Source organism: Herbidospora galbida, from assembly GCF_005233835.1.
Lineage (GTDB): Bacteria > Actinomycetota > Actinomycetes > Streptosporangiales > Streptosporangiaceae > Herbidospora > Herbidospora galbida.
The window spans coordinates 71,622-90,418 of record NZ_SZQA01000022.1; the positions used below are offsets into that span (position 1 = coordinate 71,622).

General features: G+C 68.4%; 16 protein-coding genes. 5 read left to right on the forward strand and 11 right to left on the reverse strand.

What is annotated here, in order from left to right; translation table 11 throughout:
* Nucleotide 1: 1 nt before the first annotated feature.
* From FDA94_RS22300 to FDA94_RS22315, 4 genes are read right to left on the reverse strand one after another with little or no spacing between them, the layout of a single operon-like run.
* Complete coding sequence (locus FDA94_RS22300) at nt 2-1,738, reverse strand: glycoside hydrolase family 127 protein (protein ID WP_137249027.1); 1,737 nt, start codon at nt 1,736-1,738, stop codon at nt 2-4.
* On the reverse strand, nt 1,731-2,510 hold the full coding sequence (locus FDA94_RS22305) for a carbohydrate ABC transporter permease (RefSeq protein ID WP_137249028.1): 780 nt from the start codon (nt 2,508-2,510) through the stop codon (nt 1,731-1,733). Before FDA94_RS22305 ends, FDA94_RS22300 begins: the two co-directional genes overlap by 8 nt.
* Nucleotides 2,507-3,382 carry a carbohydrate ABC transporter permease gene (locus FDA94_RS22310; protein ID WP_137249029.1) on the reverse strand — a complete coding sequence of 292 codons (876 nt, stop codon included), beginning with the start codon at nt 3,380-3,382 and terminating at the stop codon, nt 2,507-2,509. Before FDA94_RS22310 ends, FDA94_RS22305 begins: the two co-directional genes overlap by 4 nt.
* Nucleotides 3,379-4,638: an ABC transporter substrate-binding protein gene (locus FDA94_RS22315; RefSeq protein ID WP_246060089.1), complete on the reverse strand. Its 1,260-nt coding sequence runs from the start codon at nt 4,636-4,638 to the stop codon at nt 3,379-3,381. Before FDA94_RS22315 ends, FDA94_RS22310 begins: the two co-directional genes overlap by 4 nt.
* A gap of 149 nt (nt 4,639-4,787) precedes the next feature.
* On the opposite strand from FDA94_RS22315, the gene FDA94_RS22320 reads away from it, so the two are divergent.
* Nucleotides 4,788-5,777, forward strand: a complete 990-nt coding sequence (locus FDA94_RS22320; protein WP_137249030.1) for a LacI family DNA-binding transcriptional regulator — start codon at nt 4,788-4,790, stop codon at nt 5,775-5,777.
* A 21-nt stretch (nt 5,778-5,798) separates the two neighbouring features.
* Complete coding sequence (locus FDA94_RS22325; protein ID WP_137249031.1) at nt 5,799-6,872, forward strand: discoidin domain-containing protein; 1,074 nt, start codon at nt 5,799-5,801, stop codon at nt 6,870-6,872.
* A gap of 241 nt (nt 6,873-7,113) precedes the next feature.
* Here the strand turns inward: FDA94_RS22325 and FDA94_RS39355 are convergent, their stop codons facing one another.
* The gene (locus FDA94_RS39355) at nt 7,114-7,602 is read right to left on the reverse strand and encodes a hypothetical protein (protein ID WP_170991064.1); all 489 of its coding nucleotides are present in this window, start codon (nt 7,600-7,602) and stop codon (nt 7,114-7,116) included.
* A 160-nt stretch (nt 7,603-7,762) separates the two neighbouring features.
* Between FDA94_RS39355 and FDA94_RS22335 the strand changes: the two genes are divergently transcribed.
* Complete coding sequence (locus FDA94_RS22335) at nt 7,763-9,010, forward strand: hypothetical protein (RefSeq protein ID WP_137249033.1); 1,248 nt, start codon at nt 7,763-7,765, stop codon at nt 9,008-9,010.
* A 41-nt stretch (nt 9,011-9,051) separates the two neighbouring features.
* Here the strand turns inward: FDA94_RS22335 and FDA94_RS22340 are convergent, their stop codons facing one another.
* The gene (locus FDA94_RS22340; RefSeq protein WP_137249034.1) at nt 9,052-9,768 is read right to left on the reverse strand and encodes an SDR family NAD(P)-dependent oxidoreductase; all 717 of its coding nucleotides are present in this window, start codon (nt 9,766-9,768) and stop codon (nt 9,052-9,054) included.
* A 71-nt stretch (nt 9,769-9,839) separates the two neighbouring features.
* Here FDA94_RS22340 and FDA94_RS22345 point away from each other — a divergent pair, with 71 nt between their 5' ends.
* Nucleotides 9,840-10,748, forward strand: coding sequence for a LysR substrate-binding domain-containing protein (locus FDA94_RS22345; RefSeq protein WP_137249035.1), 909 nt, complete (start codon nt 9,840-9,842; stop codon nt 10,746-10,748).
* On the opposite strand, the gene FDA94_RS22350 is transcribed toward FDA94_RS22345, so the two are convergent.
* Both FDA94_RS22350 and FDA94_RS22355 read right to left on the reverse strand, forming a co-directional pair.
* Nucleotides 10,668-11,612 (reverse strand): phosphorothioated DNA-binding restriction endonuclease family protein, encoded by a 945-nt coding sequence (locus FDA94_RS22350; protein WP_137249036.1) that lies wholly within the window; start codon nt 11,610-11,612, stop codon nt 10,668-10,670. The genes FDA94_RS22345 and FDA94_RS22350 overlap by 81 nt on opposite strands.
* A gap of 63 nt (nt 11,613-11,675) precedes the next feature.
* Nucleotides 11,676-12,842, reverse strand: a complete 1,167-nt coding sequence (locus FDA94_RS22355) for an endo-1,4-beta-xylanase (RefSeq protein WP_137249037.1) — start codon at nt 12,840-12,842, stop codon at nt 11,676-11,678.
* A gap of 253 nt (nt 12,843-13,095) precedes the next feature.
* Here FDA94_RS22355 and metH point away from each other — a divergent pair, with 253 nt between their 5' ends.
* On the forward strand, nt 13,096-16,632 hold the full coding sequence (metH, locus tag FDA94_RS22360; RefSeq protein ID WP_137249038.1) for a methionine synthase: 3,537 nt from the start codon (nt 13,096-13,098) through the stop codon (nt 16,630-16,632).
* On the opposite strand, the gene FDA94_RS22365 is transcribed toward metH, so the two are convergent.
* Genes FDA94_RS22365 through FDA94_RS22375 form a run of 3 tightly spaced genes read right to left on the reverse strand, consistent with a single transcriptional unit; the run spans nt 16,629 to nt 18,714 of the window.
* The gene (locus tag FDA94_RS22365; RefSeq protein WP_137249039.1) at nt 16,629-17,021 is read right to left on the reverse strand and encodes a nuclear transport factor 2 family protein; all 393 of its coding nucleotides are present in this window, start codon (nt 17,019-17,021) and stop codon (nt 16,629-16,631) included. The genes metH and FDA94_RS22365 overlap by 4 nt on opposite strands.
* A gap of 4 nt (nt 17,022-17,025) precedes the next feature.
* Complete coding sequence (locus FDA94_RS22370) at nt 17,026-17,835, reverse strand: sigma-70 family RNA polymerase sigma factor (protein ID WP_212735448.1); 810 nt, start codon at nt 17,833-17,835, stop codon at nt 17,026-17,028.
* A 39-nt stretch (nt 17,836-17,874) separates the two neighbouring features.
* A complete protein-coding gene (locus FDA94_RS22375) occupies nt 17,875-18,714 on the reverse strand; it encodes a hypothetical protein (protein WP_137249040.1) in 840 nt (279 codons plus the stop codon).
* Nucleotides 18,715-18,797 lie beyond the last annotated feature (83 nt).

Below are 18,797 nucleotides of genomic sequence, written 5' to 3' on the forward strand. Positions count from 1 at the left end.
CTCACCCCTGGGGCAGCCACACCCGCATCGTGGCGGGACCGTGGTTGCCCCACTGGTGGTAGGGGCGCAGCCGCAGCCTGATCGGCTCGGTCTCGGTCCGCGCGGGCGGGCCGTACGGCCACGGCCGGTCTTCGGCCGAGTCCACACAGGCCGAGACCTCGATCTCCTCGTCGACGACCTCGGGGGCGCGCGAGGTGTCGACCGTGATCCGCGTCAGCGGCGGCTGGTCGGCGGGGGACTCGGCGCAGTAGACGAGCGGGCCGCGTTCGACCGCGACGCAGCCGCGCAGCGCGTCGATCCGGGGGTCGGGTTCGACCCAGCGCGGCGTCATCCGCAGGTCGACCGAGACCTCCTCGCCCGGCGTCCAGACGCGCGACCACTCGGCCGTGCCGCCGCCCGCCCACGTCGGGAGCCGCAACGACAGCACCCGCAGCCGGTCGGGGGCCCGGAGCACGCGCAGGGTCGCGGCGCCTTGCCACGGCATCTCGGTGTCCACCTCCACCGCGAAGCCGTCGTGCTCGACGCGGGCCGCCGTCAGGTGGTGGATCTGCAGCCCGGCGTCGGTGCCGGTCGCGACGTAGGCGGGCAGGGCGGCGAAGGTGCGCGCCAGGTTGGTGGGGCAGCAGGACACCGATCGCCAGGAGGCACGCAGTCCGCCGTCGGCGCGCGGGCTGACTCCCGATGTGACCTCTCCGGCGACTCTGACCTGCAGCGGGTTGGTGTAGAAGAACGACCGGCCGTCGAGCGCGGGCCCGGCGGCGACGACGTTGTAGAAGGTGCGTTCGGCCAGGTCGGCGTAGCGGCGGTTGCCGGTGGCCAGCAGCAGGCGGTGCGACAGCATGAACGACGCCACCCCGGCGCACGTCTCGTTGTAGGCCCGGTCGGGCGGCAGCTCCCAGTCCTCGCCGAACGACTCGCCGTTGTGCCGGGAGCCCATGCCGCCGGTGAGGTGGGTGCGGCGGGCGACGGTCCGCTCCCACTGGCGTTCGACCAGGTCGAGCAGGTCGCGGTCGTTGGTCTCGACGGCCAGGTCGACCACCGCGCAGGCCAAATAGAGCGCTCTGACCACGTGGCCCCGGAAGACCTCGGCCTTCCTGACCGGTACGTCGTCCTGGAAGTAGGCCCGGCCCAGTTCGATGTCGGCCAGCGCCGGGGTGCCCCGGCGGTCGATGAACCGGCGGGCCATCTCGAGATAGCGCTCGGCCCGGGTGACCCGGTAGAGCTCGATCAGGGCCATCTCGATCTCGGGGTGCCCGCAGACGCCCCGGCCGTTCATGAACATGTGGCAGACGTGGTCGGCGGCCCGCTTCACCAGCTCGAACAGCTCCCCGCCGCCGGACGCCCGCGCCTGCGCCACCCCCGCCTGGATCAGATGGCCGTAGCAGTAGAGCTCGTGGCCCCACTCCAGGTCGCTGTAGCGGGCGTGGCCCCACTTGGTGTTCAGGTAGCCGTCGGGCTCCTGGGCGCCGGCGATCACGGAGGTCAGTTCGTCGAGGCGGGGGTCGTGGGTCCAGGCCATCGCCTCCATCAGCTTGTAGACCTCGGAGTCGCTGAACTCCCGGCCCCGGCGGGGGGCGCCGGTGAAATTGGCCGCCCAGCCGACCCGGCCGATCCATTCGTGGCAGTGGTCGATGATCGTCTCGGTGGGCAGCGAAGCCCAGAAGCCGGGATTCAGACGTACCGAAGAGACCCCCAGAGGCGTCAGCACGCCGCCCGACGGAACGACAGGACTATCCACGCAGAGCTCCAGACATGAATCCGCGCACGTAGTAGCGCTGGAGAACGAGGAACAGAACCAGGCACGGAACGGCCATGACCATGACGCCCGCCTGGAGCACGCCGTAGTCGATCGCGCCGAAGGTGCGCTGCGTCATGCTCACCACGGCCACCGGCAGCGGGAAGCTCGCCCCGTCGCTGAGCAGGATCAACGGCGCGAAGAAGTCGTTCCACGACGCCAGGAACGCGAACAGCCCGACGGTCACCAGGCCCGGCCGGACGGCGGGCAGCAGCACCGACAGCAGCACCCTGAACGACCCCGCGCCGTCGACGAGCGCCGACTCCTCGATCTCGCGCGGGATCGCCTCGAACGAGTTGCGCATCATGTACAGCGCGAACGGCAGCTGGAACATGACGAACACCAGGCTCACCCCGAGCAGCGAGTTCTGCAGGCCGACGTAGTCGAGCAGCACGTAGAGCGGGATCAGGATGGTCGCGTAAGGGACCATGAGGATCGCCAGCGCGGCCAGGAACAGCAGGTTCTTCCCGGGGAAGTGGAACCGCGCGAACGCGTAGCCTCCCAGCGTGGCCACCACAAGGGTGCCGACGACGGTCATGCCCGAGAGCGCCAGGCTGTTGCCGACATAGGTCGCCAGGCCCTCGCCGAAGCCGGTGATGCTCCGGTAGTTGGCCAGCGTGAACCCGTCGGGCCCCTGCACCGAGGCCCAGCCGCTCCAGATCAGCGGGAACAGGAAGATGACCGCCAGGGCCAGTCTCGGCGAGTAGTACTTCACCGGGTCGTCGCCCCCCTCAGAATCCGCATCTGGACGGCGTTCAGGGCGACCAGCACGACCAGCAGCACCACCGACAGCGCCGCCGCGCCGCCCAGGTCGAAGCGGAAGAAGGCGTTGCGGTAGACGACCATCACCATCGACACGGTGCTGTTGTCGGGGCCGCCGTTGGTGAAGATGAAGAACTGGTCGAACGCCAGCAGCGACCCCGTGATCGACAGGATCAGCATCAGCGCGAGCGTCGGCCGCAGCAGCGGCAGGGTGATCCGGGTGAAGATCTGCCACCGGTTGGCTCCGTCGGCGCGCGCGGCTTCGTACACCTCGATCGGGATGGCCTGCAGACCGGTCAGCAGGATCAGCATGTCGAACCCGGCGAACCTCCACAGGACCAGCAGGATCGTCGAGGTCAGCGCCATGTTCGGGGAGCCGATCCAGTTCACGCCGAGGAACCCGAACGGGCCGAAGTCGTTGTTCAGCAGGCCGTAGAACAGCAGCGCCGCCGCGGCGAACCCGACCGCTCCGGGCAGGAAGAACGCGGTACGGAAGAAGCCGACCCCCCGCCGCCGATCCTGCACCAGCAGCGCCAGTCCGAGCGCCACGGCCGAGAGCAGGATCGTGATGATCACCGTGTACTTCAGGGTGAACAGCACCGAGTCGAGGAACAGCGGGTCGTCGGGGATCTTCGTGTAGTTGGCCGGGAAGTTGGGCCTGGCCGGGCCCAGCAGCGGCCACTTGTGCAGCGACATGATCACGACGAGCACCAGTGGTGCGAGGAACAGCACCGCCACGATGACCGCCGCGGGAGCGGCGTACGCCCACCCGGCCAGCGCGCGACCGCGCCGGAGCCGGGTGGGGCTGGTCACGACGTCGTTCACTGCGTGAGCGACTGGTTGAGGGTCTCGTTGAGCTCGGGCAGCTTCGAGGCGTCCCCGAACAGCGCCTCACGGGCGAACCGCAGCCACGGCCCCTGCGGGTCGTTGAACGTCTCGCCGAACTTGAGCGCGTAGGGCGTCTGGCCCTTGCCCACGAGGGAGTTGATCAGCACGACGCGCGGGTCCTCGGCCGAGTACTTGTTGTCGGCCAGGTCGGTGCGGGCGACCACGTCCTTGTTCTTGGCCATGATCTCGACCTGGGCCTCGTCGGAGACCGTCCAGGCCAGGAACTCCCAGGCCGCGTCGACGTTCTGCGAGGTCGAGGAGATGCCGACGGAGTCGCCGCCGACGAACGTCGACTCGCCGCCGTCGGGGCCCGCGATGGGGGCGACGCCGATCTTCATGTCGGCCGGCATCGAGCCGAGCGTGGTGGACGGCATCGGCATGACGCCGATCTCGCCCTTCGGGAAGAAGCCGGTCCAGGTCGGGCCCTGCTCCTCCTTCGTGGTCGGGCCGGTGACGCCGTTGTCGTACAGGCCCCGGTAGATGGAGAACACGTCGGTCATGGGGGAGGCGGCCACGGTCGACTCGGTGCCCTCGGCGTTCATGACCGTGCCGCCGGCCGCCCAGACCGAGGGCCAGAAGGTGAAGACGTAGCAGCCGCCGCAGTTGCCGCCGAAGAACGTGCCGTGCACCTTGCCGTCGGCGCCCAGCTTCTCCTGGACGGTCGTGGCCTGCTCGGCGAACTCCTTCAGGGTGGCCGGGCCCTTCTCGGGGTCGAGCCCGGCCTTCTCGTACAGGTCCTTGTTCCAGAACCAGACCGACAGGTCGAGGGTGTGCGGAAGGGTGTACTGGCGGCCTTCGTAGGTGCCGAGCTTCATGTGCGAGGGGGCCAGCGCGTCCTTGAACGGCAGTGCCGCGACGCGGTCGGAGATGTCGGCGAACAGGCCCTGCGAGGTGTAGTTCGGCACGAAGATGACGTCGGCCGCGAACACGTCGGGAAGCTGCTTGGCCCCGGCCGCGGCGGCGATGCGCGGCTGGTAGTTGTCCGTCGGAATGACGGTCAGTTTGACCTGGTTCGTGTGAGACTTGTTGTACGCCTCCACCAGGCGCTCACTCTGCGCCTGGGTGGCCGCCCGGGTCCACATCGTGATCGTGGTCGGACCGGCGGCGCTGGGTTCCTGGGCGGCAGAACCACATGCGGCCATGGATGTCGCGAGGAGCGCCGCCGCGGCGAGCGCGGGGAGTCTTCTGAGCATGGGGGGTTCCTCTCGACCGAAAAACTGAAAAGGTTTTCGGAAATGTAGCCGCAACATACGCCCCGATCGGGGACGTGTGAAGCCCTTGCTCTGTCACAAATGCGCAGCTACCTTCTGCGGGTATACGACCACTACGGAAAAGGCTTTCGATGCAACGTATCGCCACGATCAGCGATGTGGCCCACCTGGCCGGGGTGTCGGTCGCCACTGCGTCGAAGGCGCTCAACGGCAAAGACCAGGTCCGCGCCGAGACTCGGCAGCGGGTGCTGGAGGCGGCAGAGCAACTGTCGTTCAAGCCCAATCCGGCCGCCCGGAGCCTGCTGGGCGGCCCCACCCGGACCGTCGGCCTGCTCACCAGCGACAGCGTCGGCCGCTTCGGCATCCCGGTGATGCTCGGCGCGGAGGACGCCTTCGGCGCCGGCGAGATGGCCGTCCTGCTGTGCGACGCGCGCGGCGACTCGATCCGGGAGCAGCACTACATCCGCACCCTGCTGGCCCGCCGGGTCGACGGGATCATCGTCGTGGGCGAGAGCACCGACTCGCGCCCCTCCATCAGCCGTGACCTGGGCGTTCCGGTCGTGTACGCCTACGGCCCCTCCGACGATCCGGACGACGTGTCCTTCGTGCCGGACGACCTCGAAGGGTCCCGCACGGCCATCAAGCACCTGGTCACCCTCGGCCGCCGCCGGATCGCGCACGTCACCGGCCTGGCCACCTACCAGGCGGCGCGGGAACGCGCCGAAGGCGCCGCCGCCGCGCTCGCCGACGCGGGCCTGGAACCCGGCCCGGTGTTCTGGGGCCAGTGGTCGCAGCGCTGGGGCCGCCAGGCCGCCGCGATGGTGCTGCACGCCGACCCCGAGATCGACGCGGTGTTCTGCGGCAGCGACCAGATCGCGGCCGGTTTCGTGGAGGCCGCCAGGGAACGCGGGCGGCGCATCCCCGAGGACATCGCCGTCGTCGGCTACGACAACTGGGAGGTGCTGGCCGCCGAGAGCCGCCCCCCGCTGACCACCATCGACCCCAACCTGGAGGTGCTCGGCCGCACGGCGGCCCAGCATCTGTTCGCGGCCATCGACGGCCGTGCCACTCCGGGCGTGCACCGCATGCCGGTACAGCTCGTCATCCGCGACTCCACCTGATCCTCGCACCGCCACCCGGGCGTGCCACAGGGCTACTCGATCTTCATCAACGGTACGCGGGTCGCGACGGTCGGGTCGTTGGTGCCGTTCACGTGGGACCCGGCGACGGGTTCCGTGACGACGTCGGGAACGGTCGCCTACAACCAGGCGTACTCGGGCCTGCAGACGCCGTCACAGGTGTCCTTCACCAGCGGCCGGATGACCGACGTCCTGGCCAAGGCCGGGATCAACGTGGCCGCCGGGCTCATCCCCGCCTCGGGGAGCGCCTCGACGACGGCCTCGGGCGGCAACGTGGCCGGCGCGGTCGACGGGCTGCCGGTCAACGAGCCGTTCTGGGGCGGGACGGGGGCGGCGACCGACTGGTATGAGCTGAACCTGGGCTCGTCGCAGCCGGTCAACGAGGTGCGGCTGTGGTTCAAGGACTCCCGGCCGGCGTCGGCGACCTACCGGGCGCCGTCCGCGTACACGATCCAATACCTCAACGGATCGACGTGGACGGCGGTGCCGTCGCAGACCAAGACGCCCGCCGCGCCACGGGCGAACTACAACCAGGTGACGTTCCCCTCGGTGACGACGGCGCGGATCCGCGTCCAGGTGACCAACGCGGGGAGCGCCAAGACCGGCCTGACGGAGATCGCCGCCTACAACCGCGGCGGCACCCCGCCTCCCGTCACCAACCTGGCCCTGTCGGCGACGCCGTCGGCTTCCCACACCTCGTCGTGGGAGACGGTGGCGGCGCTGAACGACGGCATCCAGCCGCCGTCGTCGAACGACACCGCGAACCCTCGATGGGGGACCTGGCCGGAGACCGGACAGCAGTGGGCCGAACTGACGTGGCCCGCCGCCCAGACGCTCGGCCGCGCGGAGGTCTACTTCTTCGACGACGAGCAGGGGATCGACATGCCGTCGGCGTGGAAGCTCCAGTACTGGAACGGGTCTTCCTATGTCGACGTGCCGGGCTCCTACGGTCTGGCGAAGAACCAGTTCAACTCGGTCACCTTCACGCCCGTGAGCAGCACCCGCCTGAGAGTGGTGCTGACGAGCACGGGCACCGCTTCGCTCGGGCTGCTTGAGGTCAGGGCGTTCGCGAACTAGGTCCATCGGCGGGTGCCGTCACTCTCCTGGACGGCACCCGCTCTCACCAACCCACAACCCGCTCAACCAGGTGTGGTCACACGTCGAGAGCACCCACGGGAACCTTTACGGGCTCCGTAACACCGACGTGCCGGTGCGGGTCGTCGGCTGGGCCGTCAGGGACCGGGCGCAACTCCAGCGGACCGACAACTCGGATCAGGGTGAGAGTGCGCTCGGATCGGGCGCACTCCCACCAGGACGGTCACCATTGGGTGCGCCGCAATTTCAACATGACGATTCCGGCGGATCCGGTCTGTGCTTCGGCGCTTCTCAGCGCCTTCTCCGCGTCTGGATCAAGCCCGGGAGGTGATGTGTAGAACTCGACCCCCGAGACCATGATCTCGGTGTCCGGCCACTTCCGCGACTCCATCCACATGCTGTGTGGATGTCCGTCCACGGAGGCCTCCCAGCCGCGCTTCCGCAGCAGACCGCTCGCCGTGCCGACGGCGCCCTCAGGGCCCGGTCGCCCGATGTCGACCACCAGAACAATCGAGATCTCGGTGGTGTTCTCCCACGTGGCCTCGTCGGTGGTTTCCCGCAGCACCTTCCCGATCCCGCGAATGTCATGGACGATGTCAGGATCGACCCGCACCGTAATGGGGAAGAACTCCGTGCCGCAGGCCGCCACCAGGAGAAACGCACACAGCAGAGCTGCGGATCGTCCGCTGCGCCGAATGCTCGGCACCCTCATTGACGGCACCTCCCAATGGGACAGAAACGTCAATTATGTAACGGGGCCTGACATCTGGCATCCATCCTTTTCTGGACGTGGCCCCGCGTAGTAGCGTCGAAGCGCTCGAAACCGGCTGGCCGTATCTGGCGGTGGCATTTGCATTTGAGAGGGGAATGCGGTGACCGCTGATGACAGGGCCCCCGTGCCGGTATGGACACTTGCGACGGAGGTCGTGAGCGTGCCGAATGTGCTGGGCGCCGGAGGCATCACACCGGCCAGGCTCGCAGAACTGAGAACAGCCCTGGCCACCCTCGCGGATTCCCCCATCGCCACCCTGGAAGCGCATCCGATATCGGCCGAACGCGATCGGAACGGCGGCATCCCGCTGCACGCGGCCAGTCCGCTCGCTCAGCAGTTGTCACATCTTGTGACTCAGACGGCGGCACCAGCGCCTCCGACCGGAGACGTGCTTTACCGAATGGTGGTACCGGCGAAGGTCGCCGCGCAGGTCGGTAGCGGACTTGTTCGGCCCATGGCCGCGAAGGCGACCGCGGGAGGTGTCCGCAGTGCGCTGACCGGCTCCGGCGGTCGCATAGCAGCCCACTCCACATTCGTGCCCGTGGCCGGCAAGACCGCTTTTTCAGGTGCGTTGACGTTGGCCGGCCCACTTGTGCTGATGGCGGTCGCGGTGGGCATCAGCGCCCACGCCGATCGCCAACGTCGGCAAGCGATCGAGCGGATCACCGACCTCCTGGAGCAGTTGAAAGAGGACAATCTCGAGAACGAGCGCAGCGAGTTGGATGGTTGTCGAGACGCGATCGGCAAGGCGACGTCGATTCTCCTCGACCAGGGCAGGATCGGGCTATCGCTGGGACTGGACTCCTCGTCGTACGCGATCAGCACGGCGATCGAACGAACCGAGCGCCGGCTCAAAAAATGGGAGAGCGCGCTGGCTGCGCTGCCCGACGGCCCGGTCGAACTCAGTGTGTTGACGAAGTCATTTCCCGGCATCGATGACGAAGGCGGCGCATTCCGTGCACACGTGGAGCTCGCCCGACTCGCCATTGCTCTGAAACGCCGGGTGCTCGTCCTTCAGGCAGTCGAACACGCTCAACTGATGTCGACGGTCAATCCCTTCAAAAGGTTCCTCGGAACAGTGCACGAAGATGAGCGTCGCGTCGGAGAACTGGAATCGGGTATCGACTCGGTCCTGTTGCGGCTGTCTACTCTCGAGCTGAAGCCTTCCAGTGGTTTCCTCAACATCGTGTTCACGCAGGGCGACGTCGACGACCTGCTCAAAGTTGTCTATCGTTTGCGCGCGCTGGGCGACGGCCTCGATACGAGAGTCCACCATGCCGACGTCGCGATAGAGATCGAGCGCAGCAGCGACGGATCGCTCGTAGTGTTCCCCGCAACCGCTGCCTGACCAGACGCCGCCATGCCGGAGTCGCCGCCCGAACCGACGCGTCAGGCGGTCTGCCCGCCGTCGAGCGGAATGCGCGCCCCGTTGAGATACCCCGATTCGTCCCCCGCCAGGAACACCGCCATGTCGGCGACGTCGGCCACCGTCCCGATCCGCCGGGACGGAATGGCCTCCAGGTCGACGTGCTCGCGGGCGGCCAGCGACATCGGCGCGTCCACGATCGGCAGCGTCAACGCGTTGGCGGTCAGCCCGTAGGGCCCGTACTCGTGCGCCCACGTCTGCGTCAGGCTCTCCAGCGCCGCCTTGCTGGCGTTGTAGACCGACGCCCCCGGCCACGCCCGCGTCACGCCGATGCTGGAGATGTTCACGATCCGCCCGCCGGGCTTCCTGATCAGGTACGGCACCACGTCCCGCGTCACCAGGTACGCCGCCCGGAAGTTGAGCCCCACGATCCGGTCGAACTCGTCGTCGGTCACCTGGTCGGTCAAGGTGTCCCCGAAAGCGGCGGCGTTGTTGACGAGCACGTCCAGCCCGCCGTGCGCCTCGACGGCGGCGACGAGGGCGTGCCGGGTCTCGGGCGAGGTCAGGTCACCCGGCACGAACGTGGCGGCCCCGATCTCCTTGGCGATCTGGTCTCCGAGGTCGGCCCGGCGCCCGGTGAGCACGACGGTCGCCCCTTCGGCGCCGAAGCGCCGCGCGATGCCCTCGCCGATGCCCGAGGTGCCGCCGGTGACGAGTGCGATCTTTCCTGAAAGTCTCATGGCTCCGACGCTAGGAGCACGGCGTACATAAGATCAAAGACCGTTTTCCGATGCGTGGATAAGCTGAATGCATGAACTTCGAGTTGCGCCACCTGGAGGGCTTCGTCGCCCTGGCCGAAGAGCTCCACTTCGTCCGCGCGGCCGAACGTCTCCACATCGCCCAGCCGGCCCTGTCCCAGCAGATCCAGAAGCTGGAGTCGGTCCTGGGCGTCGAACTCCTCATCAGGGAGAAACGCCGCACCCGCCTGACCCACGTCGGGGAGCTGTTCCTGGTCGAGGCCCGGCGCACCCTCGCCCAGGCGAAGGCCGCGCAGGCGGTCGCCGACCGGGCCAGACGCGGCGAGCTGGGGCGGTTGAGGGTGGCGTACATGCCGACGACCTCGTCGGCCCCCTTCCTGGCCATGCTCGCCGACTTCCGCAACCGGCACCCCGGCGTGCGGGTCGACCTGCTCGAACTGCCCCTGGGCACCACGAGCCAGCCACCCGATGTGGACGTGGCCTTCATCTCCCGGATCGGGAGCTTCGACTGCCCGGAAGGCAGGATCCTCTCGGTCGAACCGTTCATCGCGGCCCTGCCGGTCAACCATCCCCTCGCGGGCAGTCCGGTGATCGAGATAGCCGACCTCGCTCACGATCCCTTCGTCGTCCTCGAACTGGACGACTGCCCGCAGTGGGGCGAGACCGTCCACGGCATGTGCACGACCGCCGGCTTCCGCCCCGACGTCACCCACCGCGTCTGCCAGGTCTCGACCCAGCTCATGAGCGTCGCGGCCGGCCTGGGCGTCGCCCTGGTCCCGGCCTCGACGGAGGGCCTCCGCAGGGAGGGCGTGGCCTTCGTCCCGCTGAAGGGTCCGACGGCCACGATCAGCGCGGCGGCCCTGTGGCGATCCTCCGACTCGTCACCGGTGCTGGCGAGGTTCGTCCACGACCTGCGCGCGAAAGACGTTCGCGGCGTGCCAGGCGAAGTAGTCCCTGCTTGAGTCACTCCACGCCGCCACCTCGCGTCCGTCCAGGCGGAGGGCATGGTCGCGCAGGTGAGGGTGGCCGACGAGCTCCGGGCTGAGCCTGACTACGCCGGCGTCCGAGATGCCGATGTAGCCGTGCTCGTAGAGGCTGTCGCAGCCCAGCGTGCAGGCCAGCATGGCGACGTTGTCGAGATCCCGCTGCTCCCGCTCGTCGCAGGCGGTGCGTCGCTTGATGTGCGCGGCCACGAGCAACGCCTTCGGCAACTCCGCACCGCACAGCGCGCACCGGGCTCCACCGCTGATCAGCAGCCGCCGGAGCAGCGCCTGCTCGCCGCGCCTGGCGACCACGGCGTTGTAGGTCAGCGTGCCCGTGAATTCGCGCCGGGTCGCCGCCAGCTCGGCCAGGCCGACCGCTCCGAGGAGCGCGGCCTCGTCGGCGTCGTCGAAGTAGTCGCACAGCAGCTGGTCGACGACGGTCTCGGCGGCGGCTCGTGAACGGACGAACAGATCGTGGATGGGACGAGTGAACCCACCCCTGATGGGCGGGTCCGCAGAGTTCAACCACGTCAAGTGGCGGTCGCTGGGCGGCGGCTCGGACAGCTTCCAGAGCCGGGTGTTGTGCAAGGCGACAAAGGGATAGTGCGGGGTCGCGGCGTCACCCGCCCGGCCGAACTCTCTGATCAGACCAGCGACCGCTTTCTTGACCTCAGGCCATTCCACCATTCGCTCTTCGCTCCGGACCGCTCTGCCGATGGCCCACAGCAGGGTCAGCGGCTGGTGGCGTTTGGGGGAGCCGTCCCGCGAAGGCCGGACGTTCAGCTTGATCACCGACGCCAGGACCGCCTCGATGGGGCTGGCCGGATCATCCTCAGGTTCCACTTCTGGTGATCGTTCACGAGTGGGGCCGTGTCACACATTCCGTGTCACACGGCCCCTCGTGGATCAGCGGCGGGGTCGGGGCTGGACGTGCGGCGGGCCCGCGAAGATCAAGTCGGACTTGATCGAGTTGTAGGCCCGTTTCGGCTGGTAGTTCTCGTCGTACAGCGTCGCCAGGCCCTCCGGCGGGTTGGTGAACCACGTCGGCACCCACGAGTGCTTGTCCGTGAAGCCCCACACCGTGTACGACAGGCAGTGCCGGTTCAGCAGGCAGGCCTGCAGCAGCACGCTGAAGTTGTGCGCCGACGCCTGCAGGCGCGGGTTGATCTCGTTGGTGTCGCCGGCCTGGACTCCGGCCGTCATCTGGCTCCGGACGTCGACCTCGGTGAAGGCCGAGACCATCCCCAGGTCGGAGAACGCGTCCAGGGTCTCCTTCACCTGGAAGGCGTCGAAGTTGCCGTACTGCGTCCCGAGGTGGCCCTGGGAGCCGAAGCCGTCGATCGGCACGCCCTGGGCGCGCAGGTTCTTGATCAGGTTGTAGATGAACCAGACCTTGTCGGAGGGGCCCCGGTCGCCGAAGGCCTCCATGTTGTAGTCGTTGTAGAAGAGCAGCGCGTGGGGGTCGGCGGCGCGGGCCCAGCGGAAGGCGTCGGCGATGTAGGTCGGGCCGAGGTTCTGGGCCCAGAAGCCCTTCAGGTGGATCTCGGAAGGGGTGTCCCACGGGTCGCTGGCGGCCTCGTTGACGACGTCCCAATGCCAGATCTTGCCCTTGTAGCGCTTCACCACGGTCGTGATGTGCTTCTTCAGCAGGTCGCGCAGCTCGGTCTTGGAGATCGTGCCGTTGGCGACGCCCTCGGTGAGCCACGTCGGCAGCTGGTTGTGCCAGACGAGCACGTGGCCGCGGACCTTCTGGTTGTTCTTCCTGGCGAAGTCGATCAAGGCGTCGGCGGGGGCCCAGTTGTAGGTGCCGCGGGTGGGTTCGAGGCTCTCCCACTTCATGGCGTTCTCGTGGGTGACGCTGCTGAACTGCTGGGTGGCGATGGCCTTGTACTGGGGTTCGGCCAGAGCGTCGTTGCTGATGGCGGTGCCGATCACCAGGTTGTGCCGGGCGGCCAGGGCTTTCAGGCTCTGGTCCTGTACGGCCGGGGGCCGCCCATTAGCCGACACGGGTCCCTGGCTGAGGACAGCCACGAGTCCGAGCGCCGTGGCCGCGATGACCACCAGTCGTCTCATCGAACTCTCTCCTTTGGGGGGTCAGGCTCCAAAATGTTTCGGAGATGTTCCGAAATCGGATGCTAACCGTGTCGGGCAAAGTGAGAAAGACCCAGTTTGAAACGCCGAAAAGTTTCGATGGTATTGACAGCCGAAGCGTTTGTTAAACTGGTCCACAGGTCGAGAGGCGCTGCAACGGGCTGGTCAACGCCCGCCACGCTCGGCTGGAACCACCCCGACAAGGTCGCCTCTTCCATCGTTCGGAGGAGGCTCAGTGGATCTTCGTCAGCTGCTCGCCGACCGGGTCGCGGTGCTCGACGGCGCATGGGGCACCATGCTCCAGGGCGCCGGTCTCACCCCCGCCGACTATGGCGACGAGCGCTACGCGGGCGACCCAGACATGCTCAACGTGACCCGGCCCGACGTGATCCTCGACGTCCACCGGCAGTACCTCGCCGCCGGGGCCGACATCACCACGACCAACACCTTCACCGCGACGAGCTTCGGGCAGGCCGACTACGGCGCCGAGAGCTTCGTGCGGGAGCAGAACCTCCAGGGCGCGCGGCTGGCGCGGCAGGCGGCCGACGAGTTCGGCGGCCGGTTCGTCGCGGGCTCCGTCGGGCCGCTCAACGTCACGCTCTCGCTGTCGCCGAAGGTCGAAGACCCGGCCTACCGGGCGGTCACGTTCGACCAGGTCAAGGCCGCCTACATCGAGCAGATCGCGGCGCTCGACGAGGGCGGGGTCGACCTGCTGCTGATCGAGACGATCTTCGACACCCTCAACTGCAAGGCGGCCATCGCCGCCGCCCGCGAGGTCGCGCCCCACCTGCCGCTGTGGATCTCGGTCACCATCGTCGACCTGAGCGGGCGCACCCTCTCGGGGCAGACCGTCGAGGCGTTCTGGCGGTCGATCGAGGTCGCCGAGCCGCTGGTCGTCGGGGTCAACTGCTCGCTGGGCGCCACCGAGATGCGGCCCCACGTGGCCGAGCTCTCGAAGATCGCGGGGGTGTACGTCGCCAGCCACCCCAACGCCGGCCTGCCCAACGCGTTCGGCGGCTACGACCAGACGCCCGAGGAGACCGGCGCGCTGCTCGGCGAGTTCGCCCGGCAGGGCATGGTCAACATCGCCGGCGGGTGCTGCGGCACCACCCCGGCCCACATCGCCAAGATCGCCGAGGCCGTGAAGGGCCTCAAGCCGCGTGAGGTGCCCACTCCCGCGAAGGCCACCCGCTTCTCCGGCCTCGAACCGTTCGCGATCGGGCCCGACACCGGGTTCGTCATGATCGGCGAGCGCACCAACGTGACCGGTTCGGCCAAGTTCCGGCGGCTCATCGAGGGCAACGACCACCAGGCGGCCGTCGACGTCGCGCTGGAGCAGGTGCGCGGCGGCGCCAACCTCCTCGACGTCAACATGGACGCCGACCTGCTCGACAGCGAGCAGGCCATGACCACCTTCCTGAACCTGATCGCGACCGAGCCCGAGGTGGCCCGGGTGCCGATCATGGTCGACAGCTCGAAGTGGACGGTCCTCGAAGCCGGCCTCAAGTGCGTCCAGGGCAAGGGCGTGGTCAACTCGATCAGCCTCAAGGAGGGCGAGGAGGTCTTCCTCGACCACGCCCGGCAGATCAAGAACTACGGCGCCGGCGTCGTCGTGATGGCCTTCGACGAGCAGGGCCAGGCCGACACGACCGAGCGCAAGGTCGCGATCTGCGCCCGCGCCTACGACCTGCTCACCCAGCAGGCGGGGTTCGCGGCCGAGGACATCATCTTCGACCCCAACGTGCTGGCCGTGGCGACCGGGATCAGCGAGCACAACGCGTACGCGAAGAACTTCATCGACGCCCTCCCGCTGATCAAGGACCGCTGTCCCGGGGTCCGGATCAGCGGCGGCATCTCGAACCTGTCGTTCTCGTTCCGGGGCAACGACGTCGTCCGCGAGGCCATGCACTCAGCGTTCCTGTTCCACGCCGTCAAGGCGGGGCTCGACATGGGCATCGTGAACGCCGGGCAGCTCGCCGTCTACCAAGACATCCCCGCCGAGCTGCTGGAACTCGTCGAAGACGTGATCTTCGACCGGCGTGAGGACGCCACCGACCGGCTCGTCTCCTACGCCGAGACGGTCAAGGGCAGCGGCACCGCCCGGGTCGTCGACCTGTCGTGGCGCGAGGCGCCGGTGCGCGAGCGGCTGGCGCACGCCCTCGTCCACGGGATCGTCGACTTCATCATCGAGGACACCGAAGAGGCGCGGCAGCAGTCGGCCCGGCCGCTCGACGTCATCGAGGGCCCGCTGATGGACGGCATGAAGATCGTCGGCGACCTGTTCGGCAGCGGCAAGATGTTCCTGCCGCAGGTCGTGAAGAGCGCCCGGGTGATGAAGCGCTCGGTCGCCTACCTCGAACCGTTCATGGAGCAGGACAAGTCCGAGTCCGGCCAGGGCACCGTGGTGCTGGCGACGGTGAAGGGCGACGTCCACGACATCGGCAAGAACATCGTCGGGGTCGTGCTGGGCTGCAACAACTACAAGGTCATCGACCTGGGCGTGATGGTCCCGGCGGCCAAGATCCTCGAAGTCGCCGAGGCCGAGGGGGCCGACGTGATCGGCCTGTCCGGCCTGATCACGCCTTCGCTCGACGAGATGGTGTCGGTGGCGAGCGAGATGACCCAGCGCGGCATGTCGACGCCGCTGCTGATCGGCGGCGCGACGACGTCCAAGCAGCACACCGCGGTCCGCATCGCGCCGGCCTACAACGCGCTGACCCTCCACGTGCTCGACGCCTCGCGCGTCGTCGGCGTGGTCTCCGACCTGCTCGACCCGGCCCGGGCCAAGGAGCTGGCGATCAAGTCGAAGGCCGACCAGGAGCGGCTGCGCGAGCAGCACGAGACCCGCATCCGCCAGCCGCTGCTGTCGCTGAGCAAGATCCGGGCCAACCGCACCGCCGTCTCCTACGACGACCTGCCGACCCCCGAGTTCACCGGGGTACGCCGGGTGAGCCCCTCGATCGCCGAGCTGCGCGAGTTCATCGACTGGCAGTTCCTCGGGCTGGCGTGGGGCCTCAAGGGCAAGTACCCCGCGATCCTGGAGCGGCCCGAGGCGCGCGAGCTCTACGACGACGCGTTCGCCATGCTCGACCAGATCATCGCCGACGGCTCCTTCCGGGCCGAGGGCGTCTACGGCTTCTGGCCGGCCCACTCCGAGGGCGACGACATCGTCATCGGCGACCGCCGGTTCCCGATGCTGCGGCAGCAGACGCAGAAGCCCGAGGGGCGCCCCCACCGGTGCCTGGCCGACTGGGTGGCCCCCGAGGGCGACCACATGGGCGGCTTCGCCGTGGCCATCCAGGGCGCCGAGACCCTCTCGGCCCGCTACGAGGCCGACAACGACGACTACAAGTCGATCATGGTGAAGGCGCTGGCCGACCGCCTGGCCGAGGCGTTCGCCGAGTGGATCCACCTGAAGGCCCGCCGCGAGTGGTTCGAGCCGGGCGCCGAGCCCGCGCTCGAAGACCTGCACGCCGAGAAGTTCCGCGGCATCCGCCCGGCGCTCGGCTACCCGGCCACCCCCGACCACAGCGAGAAGCGCGACCTGTTCGAGCTGCTCGGCGCGCAGGAGGTCGGGATCGGCCTGACGGAGTCCTACGCGATGACCCCGGCGGCGGCGGTCAGCGGCCTGATCCTGCAGCACCCCGACTCCCGCTACTTCACGGTCGGCCGCCTCGACAAGGACCAGATCCACGACTACGCGGCCCGGCGGGGGATGCCGGTCGACGAGGTGGAGCGCTGGCTGCGCCCCAACCTCGCCTACGAGCCCTAAACGGTCTCGTCCGTGGGCTCCGACGGGAACGAGTGGTGCTCATGGGCGATCCGCCACTCACCTTCGGTCTTGGTCAGGCCGAAGGTGAGGCGGAGCCGTACCGGCGAGGTGTCGCCGGCGTCGGCGCAGCGGGCGAGGGCGAAGGCGAACGCGACGTCGGCCCCGGCGACGACGTCGAGCGACTCGATGTCGAAGACCGCGCCCGAGCGCTGCCACTCGAAGAAGCCGGGCCAGGTGGCCCGGTAGGCGTCGAGGCCGCGAACGCCCTCGTAAGGGGGCGGCACGTCGAACATGACCACGTCGTCGGTGTGGTGGGCGGTGACCTGCGCCAGGTCGCCCTCGTGGACCGCGCGGGCCCAGTTCTCGATCAGCTTGCGAATGTCGTCCATACCCTTAGAACCCGAGGGACCGCACGAATTCGTCGCTGACGAACGAGACGACCGCGGAGATCTTCGGCCCCCGGAAGACGAGGACGTCGACGCTGACGGCTCTCTCCCCGCTGTCGTCGATCAGGTAGGTGACCCAGACCTTCGGCGACGCGGTCGGCGCGAACCGCCAGCCCCAGGCGAGCGGCCCGTCGACGAGGAACCGCCGGATCTCGGCGTGTCCGTGGTAGCGCTCGTCGAGCGGCGGCATCGTGTATTTGGCGTCGTCGGTCAGCATGCCGACGATCGCGTCGAGATCCCCTGCCGTCCAGGCGGCGGCGTAGCGGGCGGCGGCCTCGCGCTGGCCCTCCTCGCCGAGCGAGTCCTGCTCGGCGAGCACTGCCCGCGCCCGCCTGACCGCGCTGTGCACCGCGGCGGCCGAGGTGCCGAGCATGTCGGCGGCCTCCCGGGCCGAATAGCCGAGCACGTCGCGCAGCAGCAGCGCGGCCCGCTGCGTCGGGGTCAGATGGTGGATGGCCGCCACGAAGGCGAGCTCGACGCTCTCCCGGATGAGCACCTGGGCCTCGGCGCTCTCCACGACCATCGGCGGCCCGAGCTCGATCGGCCTCTTCCGCTGCCCGATGAGGGTCAGCGCCCGGTTGGTCGCGATCTTGTAGAGCCAGGCCCGCACCGAGCCCTCGAACCCGTCGAGGTTGCGCCAGGCCCGCTGGAGGGTCTCCTGTACGGCGTCCTCGGCGTCTTCCATGGAGCCGAGCAGCCGGTAGCAGTGGGCCCGCAGCTCGTCGCGGTAACCGGCGACTTCCTCGAAAGACGTCACCCCGCCGATTCTGCCGAACCGGCGGGGTGCGGAGGCGGGTCAGTCGCCGAGGTTGATCGCGCCGATGATGTTCGGCTTGATGTCGAGGGCGGGATCGGTGAAGTCGATCACGTACTTCTCGGCCGGAGCGTCGATCCAGACCTTCTTGCCCCAGTTGGTCAGGTAGGTGTCGGTGCCCAGGACGACCTTCACCGGCTTGCCCTTGGCATCGGTCGACTGCAGCACGTCATGGGTGGTGATGCGGCGGATCAGGCCGTCTTCGTTGCCGATCCACAGCTTCCAGTTGAGCGTCCAGTAGAGCGGGAAGTGGGGCAGGCTCAGGTTGATCCCCTGCTTGCCGGTGTAGAGCGTGGTCGCCACCCCGTTGACGACCCCACCCGGCTTCTTCGACGTGGTCGACTTCAGCAGGGTGCGCAGTTCCTTGGGCGACAGCACGTTGATGGCCGATCCGCCCAGCCCCGACGAGTTGCCCTTGCCCTTGAACCTGATCCAGCTCTTGCCCGGAGGCAGATCGAAGAGGTCGACCAGGCCGCCGTTCAGGTAGGTCGCGCCCTTGAGGTTGATCGTCTGGGAGGAGGAGTCGGTGAACTCGCCGAAGAGTTCGGTGAACTCCTTCGGGAGCTGCCCGTCGGTGGCGCTCGTGGTGATGACGTTGCTCGCCGTCACCCGGGACCGGCCGAACTGGAGGTCGCCGTACGACCTGCTCTTGAACCCCAGGGAGGGGTCGATCTTGCTGACCGAGTTGAAGTGGACGCCGTGGGCGCTCTTGAGCTGCGCGGCCAGCGCCGCCACCGGATCTGCCGCCTTGGCCTGCGCCGCCCCCGTGGTCAGCGCGGTCACCATGACGAACGCCGCAGCGGTCGCGATTAATCGCCTCATTGTTTTTCCGTCACCCCGTCTGTCGTGATTGCCGATAACCCTGTCCCATCCGGACAGGGTTATCAAGCGAAGGTCGCAAAACT

Bases quoted from the DNA above. Each gene is read 5' to 3' on its own strand.
- FDA94_RS22315 (WP_246060089.1), bottom strand. From the start codon at position 4,638: ATGCTCAGAAGACTCCCCGCGCTCGCCGCGGCGGCGCTCCTCGCGACA.
- FDA94_RS22320 (WP_137249030.1), top strand. From the start codon at position 4,788: ATGCAACGTATCGCCACGATCAGCGATGTGGCCCACCTGGCCGGGGTG.
- FDA94_RS39355 (WP_170991064.1), bottom strand. From the start codon at position 7,602: ATGAGGGTGCCGAGCATTCGGCGCAGCGGACGATCCGCAGCTCTGCTG.
- FDA94_RS22340 (WP_137249034.1), bottom strand. From the start codon at position 9,768: ATGAGACTTTCAGGAAAGATCGCACTCGTCACCGGCGGCACCTCGGGC.
- FDA94_RS22345 (WP_137249035.1), top strand. From the start codon at position 9,840: ATGAACTTCGAGTTGCGCCACCTGGAGGGCTTCGTCGCCCTGGCCGAA.
- FDA94_RS22355 (WP_137249037.1), bottom strand. From the start codon at position 12,842: ATGAGACGACTGGTGGTCATCGCGGCCACGGCGCTCGGACTCGTGGCT.
- FDA94_RS22365 (WP_137249039.1), bottom strand. From the start codon at position 17,021: ATGGACGACATTCGCAAGCTGATCGAGAACTGGGCCCGCGCGGTCCAC.
- FDA94_RS22375 (WP_137249040.1), bottom strand. From the start codon at position 18,714: ATGAGGCGATTAATCGCGACCGCTGCGGCGTTCGTCATGGTGACCGCG.